The 6,940-nt window shown below is 34.8% G+C and carries 7 protein-coding genes; 6 read left to right on the top strand and 1 reads right to left on the bottom strand.

Translation table 11 applies throughout. The features are described from left to right. Window positions 1–491: 491 nt before the first annotated feature. Window positions 492–2,135 (bottom strand): transposase, encoded by a 1,644-nt coding sequence (locus SOY52_RS03340; RefSeq protein ID WP_320847568.1) that lies wholly within the window; start codon window positions 2,133–2,135, stop codon window positions 492–494. Between the two features lie 278 nt (window positions 2,136–2,413). Here SOY52_RS03340 and SOY52_RS03335 point away from each other — a divergent pair, with 278 nt between their 5' ends. From SOY52_RS03335 to SOY52_RS03310, 6 genes are all read left to right on the top strand, one after another. After that, window positions 2,414–2,827, top strand: coding sequence for an EamA family transporter (locus tag SOY52_RS03335; protein WP_320847567.1), 414 nt, complete (start codon window positions 2,414–2,416; stop codon window positions 2,825–2,827). A gap of 182 nt (window positions 2,828–3,009) precedes the next feature. Next, window positions 3,010–3,735 (top strand): AzlC family ABC transporter permease, encoded by a 726-nt coding sequence (locus SOY52_RS03330; protein ID WP_320847566.1) that lies wholly within the window; start codon window positions 3,010–3,012, stop codon window positions 3,733–3,735. Beyond that, window positions 3,732–4,031 carry an AzlD domain-containing protein gene (locus SOY52_RS03325; RefSeq protein WP_320847565.1) on the top strand — a complete coding sequence of 100 codons (300 nt, stop codon included), beginning with the start codon at window positions 3,732–3,734 and terminating at the stop codon, window positions 4,029–4,031. Before SOY52_RS03330 ends, SOY52_RS03325 begins: the two co-directional genes overlap by 4 nt. A 37-nt stretch (window positions 4,032–4,068) precedes the next feature. Beyond that, entirely contained in the window at window positions 4,069–5,103 is a 1,035-nt protein-coding gene (locus SOY52_RS03320) for a DegT/DnrJ/EryC1/StrS family aminotransferase (RefSeq protein WP_320847564.1), read from the top strand. Between the two features lie 7 nt (window positions 5,104–5,110). Next, window positions 5,111–5,962, top strand: a complete 852-nt coding sequence (locus tag SOY52_RS03315) for an NAD(+)/NADH kinase (protein ID WP_320847563.1) — start codon at window positions 5,111–5,113, stop codon at window positions 5,960–5,962. Continuing rightward, window positions 5,955–6,940, top strand: a 986-nt coding sequence (locus tag SOY52_RS03310) for an AAA family ATPase (RefSeq protein WP_320847562.1), incomplete at its 3' end; no start/stop codon positions are given. The genes SOY52_RS03315 and SOY52_RS03310, both read left to right, overlap by 8 nt.

The raw sequence follows: 6,940 nt of genomic DNA, 5'->3' as shown, positions 1-6,940 counted from the left end.
TCCTTGATTTCATCATTCGTACAGCTAGAAAATAAAAGCAATGAGAATACCAGCAAAATAATTGTTGCTTTTTTCATATTAATCCCCCTATATACATATAAATATCTCACTATTTATTTCTTGTTACAATAGAAACTTATTACAAAATGAATAATAAATTTATAAAAATAGAATTTGCATTTTTGAATAACAAATCAAACAATAATCAGAATACGGTAAAGTATTTTTCTATTCTACCTTTGACACTGTATTATTCTGAATAGTTTTTTTACCTTCAAGGAAATAAGGTAAAAACTTAAAAAAAGAGACTGAAGAGGAAATTGCAAAACTCTGAAAAAGGCTTAGCAATATGAATCTTTATGCATTTTCATAAATCTAGCCTAGACTACCCATAAAGAAACCAATCCAGCCCTAGCAATTGAGCCAGTCCTGCCTTGGGAAAATACAGAAAAGATTGCATTCTGTCAAAAACCTGAATTCTGCTTTAATAACTATGGCATCTGAATAGAGAACAGCTTATCAGTAGCCTCAGTTGGAGGACAGTCAAGCAACTTAGCAAGGTATTCCCTCTGTGTCTTGCTCACCAGTCCTTTAAGTTCCTTTGCCTTTTTCAGGTGTTCTATCTTCACCTTTGAGAATGTAATCTTGTCAAGAGCAGTGCGGATGGAATTTAGAGTCCACTGACCATTGAAGCCCTCCATCCTCCTGCGAATCTCGGAAATCAGAATTGAGGAGATGAATAGCGTGAACAGCTTCCCGTCCATGGCCTTGGTTAAATGTGTACCTAGTCTTTTGGCATCCTGTTCGTTTTTGAGATCATAGAATGCCTTTTCAACAGCATCCTTGGATCTGTAGATTTCTAGGACCTCGCGGCTAGAGAGATCCACCTGATCAGTCACGATTGCTAGATAGCCAGCATAGTGACTTTCGGCATTCTCAAGGGCTTTTTCCTTATAGGAATAAGTTTTCTTCTCAACACCATCAACGGTCTCAATATTCATGTCGAAATACTTTGCATAAAGAGCGGCATGTGCATCATTCCAGTCTCCTGCATTGAGCTCCCTGAAACATTCAGCAAGCTTCATGTCCAGCTTCATTCCTCTCTTGCCTACATCTTCGTTGTCGGATGTATAGACATGAATCCGGCATGGCCAGTGAAAATTTTCATTGCTCCAGTATTGAAGAGATGATGTCTTTGCATAGACAGCCTCTCCGTTACTGGTGACTATTATGTTTGATGGATGTCTAATCGAAGACCTTGCTTCATCAATGGCATCCTTTGCCTTGCCTGATGAGAGAGACATGGCAACAATGAACTGGTAATTGAAGCTGTACATTGAATTTATGTTGTGTGCAGCATAGAATCCTTTGTCCATAACGAACAGAAGGTTCTTCATGTTGAATGCAAAGCCTTCCCTCATCACGCGCTCAAGGGTGGAAACATCGTGAATGTTACCGTCATGAACATGATAGTAGAGTGGCAGCTTTGATCCACTGTCCACAATAAGGCCTAGATTGATTTGAGGAAGATCTTCATGGTCCCTGTTGTAACCGAACTCCACCATCTCATTTTCCTTAGAGTAGGATGAAATTGATGTTATGTCGTTGAAGCATGCCTTGCCTGATGAGGCAACATTACGCCATCTCTTCAGAAAGTCCTTTCTTCTTGCCTCTTCCATTCCAGAGAAAAGCCTCGTTATATCGGGACTTTCCAGGCTCTTTCCCTTAATCGGGCTTTCATGATCCTCTTGCCATGAAGAGTACAGATAGGCTGCATTCCTGCCTGATGATACATAGTAGAACGAGAGCGAGAGTATTGTGTCCCAGGTCTTTGGAAAGGCTACCTTGAGTGTCTCGACCAGCTTGATATCTGTTGCAATCTGCCAGAGCACACGAACCATGCCAACCCTGTTCTGATCGACGATGCTGAGCTTTGTCTCCTCGCTTATCTCAGCTTTGACAAGGTGCCGCCTCTTAGGAACAAGCTTGCCGTTATCATCAAGCCTGCCGACATACTCAAGGCTTGTCTCGGCCTGTTTCTTATCCTTATTCCATACGTGAGACTTCTGAATATATGCATATTTACGGCCATTGACCTCATTGATGTAATAGCCTGTTTTTTCGTCCTTCTTCATAGTTATTAATATTACCATGAAAACAAAATAAATACAATCTATCTAAGATAGATAATTTCATTGTATACAGAAAATTAATTTTTAATTTGGATATGCGGCCTAGTTATTAGAACAGAATTCAGGTAATAACCATTTGCTTTTGCAGATGCGTTTTACTATCCACTACTTTTAAAATGTGCATTTTTTTTATTAGTTTTATGAGCATATTTCTTTGTATATGTCCATAGAAAAAATAAGTATGAGATTACAAAAAATAGTAATAGTGATATCATTAAGTCATGTGGTTATTATTAGCAATAGGATCAGCTGTATTTGCTGCTCTAACATCTATTTTGGCAAAGATTGGTATCGATGGTGTTGATTCAACATTAGCAACAGCGATAAGAACAGTAGTAGTTGTATTACTGTCCTGGGGAATGGTTTTTATTACAAATACTCAAAATGGAGTATTTGAAATAAGTAAGAAGAGTTGGATTTTCTTAATCTTATCAGGATTAGCAACAGGTCTTTCTTGGCTTTGCTATTACAAAGCAATTCAATTGGGTAGTGTTAGTAAGGTTGTTCCAATTGATAAGATGAGTACAGTATTATCAATTATCCTTGCTGTAGTAATACTTCATGAACAATTTACAGTTAAATCACTAATTGGTTGTATTTTACTTACAGCTGGTACTTTGGTAATGGTTTTATAATCATAAGGCTATTTTTAGTAGTTAAATTATTTAAATACAAGCTTTAAGTATTAAAGTTTACATATCTTTTTGCATTGGGTGTAAATTTATAAACCATAATAAATTGAATAGAAAAATTAATAATAATAGTTTTTCATTCTTTTATTTAAAGTAGGTTTTAATAAATTTATTAAAGTAATATTATGCATCCTATGCGGGAAGGTAATAATAAATATTTTATATCAGGGTTAAGAGGTGGTTTACCAATTGGAATTGGGTATTTTGCTGTTTCTTTTACTCTTGGGATTGTAATGCAAAATGCAGGACTCACAGCATTTGAAGGTGCATTAATGAGTCTTTTAAATAATACATCTGCAGGAGAAGCTGCGGGTACAGTAATAATTGGTAATAATGGTTCTTATTTAGAATTAGCTATGTCTCAATTGATAATTAACTTAAGATATCTTTTGATGAGTGCAGCATTAATACTTCATATTGATAAAAATCTTTCATTAAAACATCGATTATTAATGTCACTTGATATAACAGATGAGGTATTTGCGCTATCTATTATGCAACCTCATCCATTATCACCATTCTTTTCATATGGAGTTATGTGTTCAACTATTCCTTTCTGGGCCGCAGGCACAGCACTAGGAATAATGTTTGGTAATATCTTACCTGCGACAATAGTAAAAGCATTATCTGTAGCACTATATGCTATGTTTGTTGCTGTAGTAATTCCACCATGTAAGAAGAATAAAAAGTTAATAGTTGTGGTAGTAAGTAGTATGGCATTAAGCTATGCTTTTTCAAAGCTTCCATATATCTCTACTTTGAGTGAAGGAAATAGAATAATAATTTTAACTTTTATTTTAGGTCTTTTATTTGCATTAATCTTTCCACATGAAGAAGAGGAGGAAGCATGAATATTTACATTGCAATAATATTAATGGCATTAGTTACATACATTATTAGAGTACTTCCTCTAGCAGTATTTAGAAAGCCAATTACAAATAAGTTTGTTCGTTCATTTTTATACTATGTTCCATATGTAACTCTTTCTGTAATGACTTTTCCTGCAATATTAAATGCTACAGGTAGCATTACTCTTGGAGCCTGTGGATTTATAGTAGCAATAATATTTTCTTTATATAAAGGTTCTTTACCTCTAGTTGCTCTTGTAAGTTGCTTATCTGTATATGTTCTTGAGCTATTCATGTAATGTATTTTTTTTATTATCTTGCTATTATTATTAATATATGGCTTTAGTAAGATTCTATAAACCAACATTACGAAGAAGAGATATGGATGCTGTTCTTCAAACCATGGTTGATGAAAAGATTGGACCTGGGGAGAGAAGAAAACAGTTTCTTAAGCTTATGGCTGAATACCTTGGCTTGAAGGATGGTATTGCTGTTCGCTCTTATACCGATGCATTAAAGGCAGCAATAACAGCATTATGCCTTGAAAGTGGAGATAGTATAGCTGTCTCTGTACTTTCTCCTGAAATTTATAGAACAGTAATTAATGATCTTGGATACAAAATGGTACTACTTGATATTAGTAGTGAAGATGGTTGCATTAGCTCAAGTGAAGCAATAAAAGCTGAGGGTGAAGGAGCTAAAGCAATAATTCTTCATGAACCATTATCACAACTTCCTGTTAATTTTAGAGAAGGTGCATTAAATATACCTGTTATTGAAGATATTACTCAGTCAATTGGATCTGAATATGGAAAGCTAAAAGCTGGTATGACGGGATCAATTGTTGTATGTGCACTTGAGGAAGAATCATTAATATCAACTGGTGGTGGAGCGGTAGTACTTGCAAAGAAAAGTGAATATATTGAGCAAATAAAAAAGTTTGCAAGGCGCTATGACCCATACTTTGAGCTTGCAGATATGAATGCAGCGCTTGGAATTGTTCAACTTGTTAACTGTGAAGAAAACCTTAAAAAAAGAAGAGAGCTATTTAATATGTTCTCTCAGGCAGCTATGAAAAGTGATGTTAAACAATTCGGTATGAGAAATCTTGATTTCCTCTCATCAGGATACAATTTCCCTCTAATTGCTAATTCACGTCCAGATGATGTAATTACTTTTGCCGCAAAATACTCGATTAGTGTTAAAAGATCATTTACTCAAACTGTTGGAATTGCTTTCCAAGATAAGTTTGACTTATATCCTAATGCTGTCATTCCGTTATCAAGAGGAGTATCTTTTCCTCTTTATCCATTCCTTCAGCCGAAGGAGACAGAAACTATCATAAAGGTGCTTTCGCACCTTCCACAGTGAGGCTATTATGGAATTAAAGAATGTTGTAATAATTGCTAATGGAGGAAAAAGTGAAGCTCCATTAATTGCTGAAGAGATAAAATGTTATCTTAATATCCATGGAATTAGCACTCAGGTTTTTATTACTAAGGATTGTGAAGAGGAAATACCTCTTTCAATTAAAACAGATTTAGTAGTTTCTGTCGGAGGAGATGGTACAGTACTTTACTGCGCAAGATTAGTTCATAATCTTGGAATTCCTATTTTTGCTGTAAACTTAGGTACCTTTGGTTACATCACTGAAATTGGTTGCCATGAATGGCAAAGTGTCTTTGAAGATATCTTCATTGATAGAGAAAGATTATCAAGAAGATTAATGTTAAGAGTAAGTGTAATGCGTAATGGAATTAAGGTTTATCAGGCAACAGGCTTAAATGAAGTTGTAGTTTCAAGCGCTGGTATTTCAAAGGTCGTTAAGCTTGATTTGTTGATTAATAATACCTTTGCTGGCAAGTTTAGAAGTGATGGACTTATCATTGCAACACCTACAGGTTCTACTGGTTATTCTTTAGCTGCAGGTGGACCAATTGTTGATAGTGAAATGGCTGCTTTGATTATTACCCCAATTTGTCCATTTACTCTTTCAAATAGACCATTAGTATTAGGTAGTAATGAAATGATTACTATGCATGTAACTGATGGGCAGAGAACAGAATTAATGCTTACAGTCGATGGTCAGCAAACCTTTGATTTGAAAGAAGGTGATGATGTAATAGTTGAAAAGAGTAGAAGTAGAATTCTGTTAGTAGCTTCAAATAAAAGAAATTATACAGAAGTAATTAGAGCTAAACTTAACTGGACAGGAGAATTACATGCTTGATCAGTTAGATATTAAAAATTTTGTATTAATTAACCATCTATGTATCGACTTTACATCTAATTTTAGTGTAATTAGTGGTGAAACAGGTGCTGGTAAATCTATTATTTTATCTGCTATTTCTATTATTCTCGGTGAAAAGTGTAAAAGTGATATTATCAGAAAGGGTGAGAGTGAAGCTGTATTAACAGGTGTTTTTTCTTACAGTGAAAAAGCAGAAGCAATAAAAGAGTTTCTAGAAAAAGAAGATTTATTAGGTGAAGATGATACAATCATCATCACAAGAACAATAAAAGAAAATGGTAGAACAATTAATAAGATTAATTCAAAGACTGTAACAAGAGATATTGTTTCAGCTTTAGGTAGCTTATTAATTGATATTTCATCTCAAAGAGCTCATCAAGGACTGCTAAAGAGTGATGTTCAGTTAAAGCTTCTTGATAAATTTGCTAAGTGTGACAGTCTACTAAGCGAATATAAAGAAAGATATAGTGAATATGTTATTGCATCAAAAGAACTTGAAGAGTTAAAAGAGCGAAGTGAGAAGGCAAAAAGAGATTACGACTACTATCAATTTTGCTTAAGTGAGCTTGAGAAGGCAGACCTAAAGGAAGGCGAGGATGATATTTTATCAGCAGAGCTTAAAAGAATTAGTTTAAGTGAAGCTTTAACAGAGGAAGTATCATCGGCACAAGGTTTACTACGTGGTGATATCTCAGAAGGTGCTTTATCACTATTAAGTCATAGTGTTCAAGCTCTGAAAAAAGCTTCTAGCAGAGATAGTAGCTTAGATGAACTTTGTTCTCGTTTAGAGTCTTGTCAAATTGAAGCAGAAGATATTTCAGAGTCATTGAGAGACTATCTTTCCTCTTTAACTTTTAGTGAAAGTGAACTTGAAGAGAAGAATGCAAGACTTTCACAGCTTCAAAGAATTAAGAAAAAGTATGGTCCTTCAATTAGTGATGCAATTAAAAAGAGGGA

Source organism: Bullifex sp. (genome assembly GCF_034103065.1).
In the GTDB taxonomy this organism is placed as follows: domain Bacteria; phylum Spirochaetota; class Spirochaetia; order Sphaerochaetales; family Sphaerochaetaceae; genus Bullifex.
Note: the sequence above shows the minus strand (reverse complement) of the source record. Positions and strands in the feature narration are given on the sequence as shown.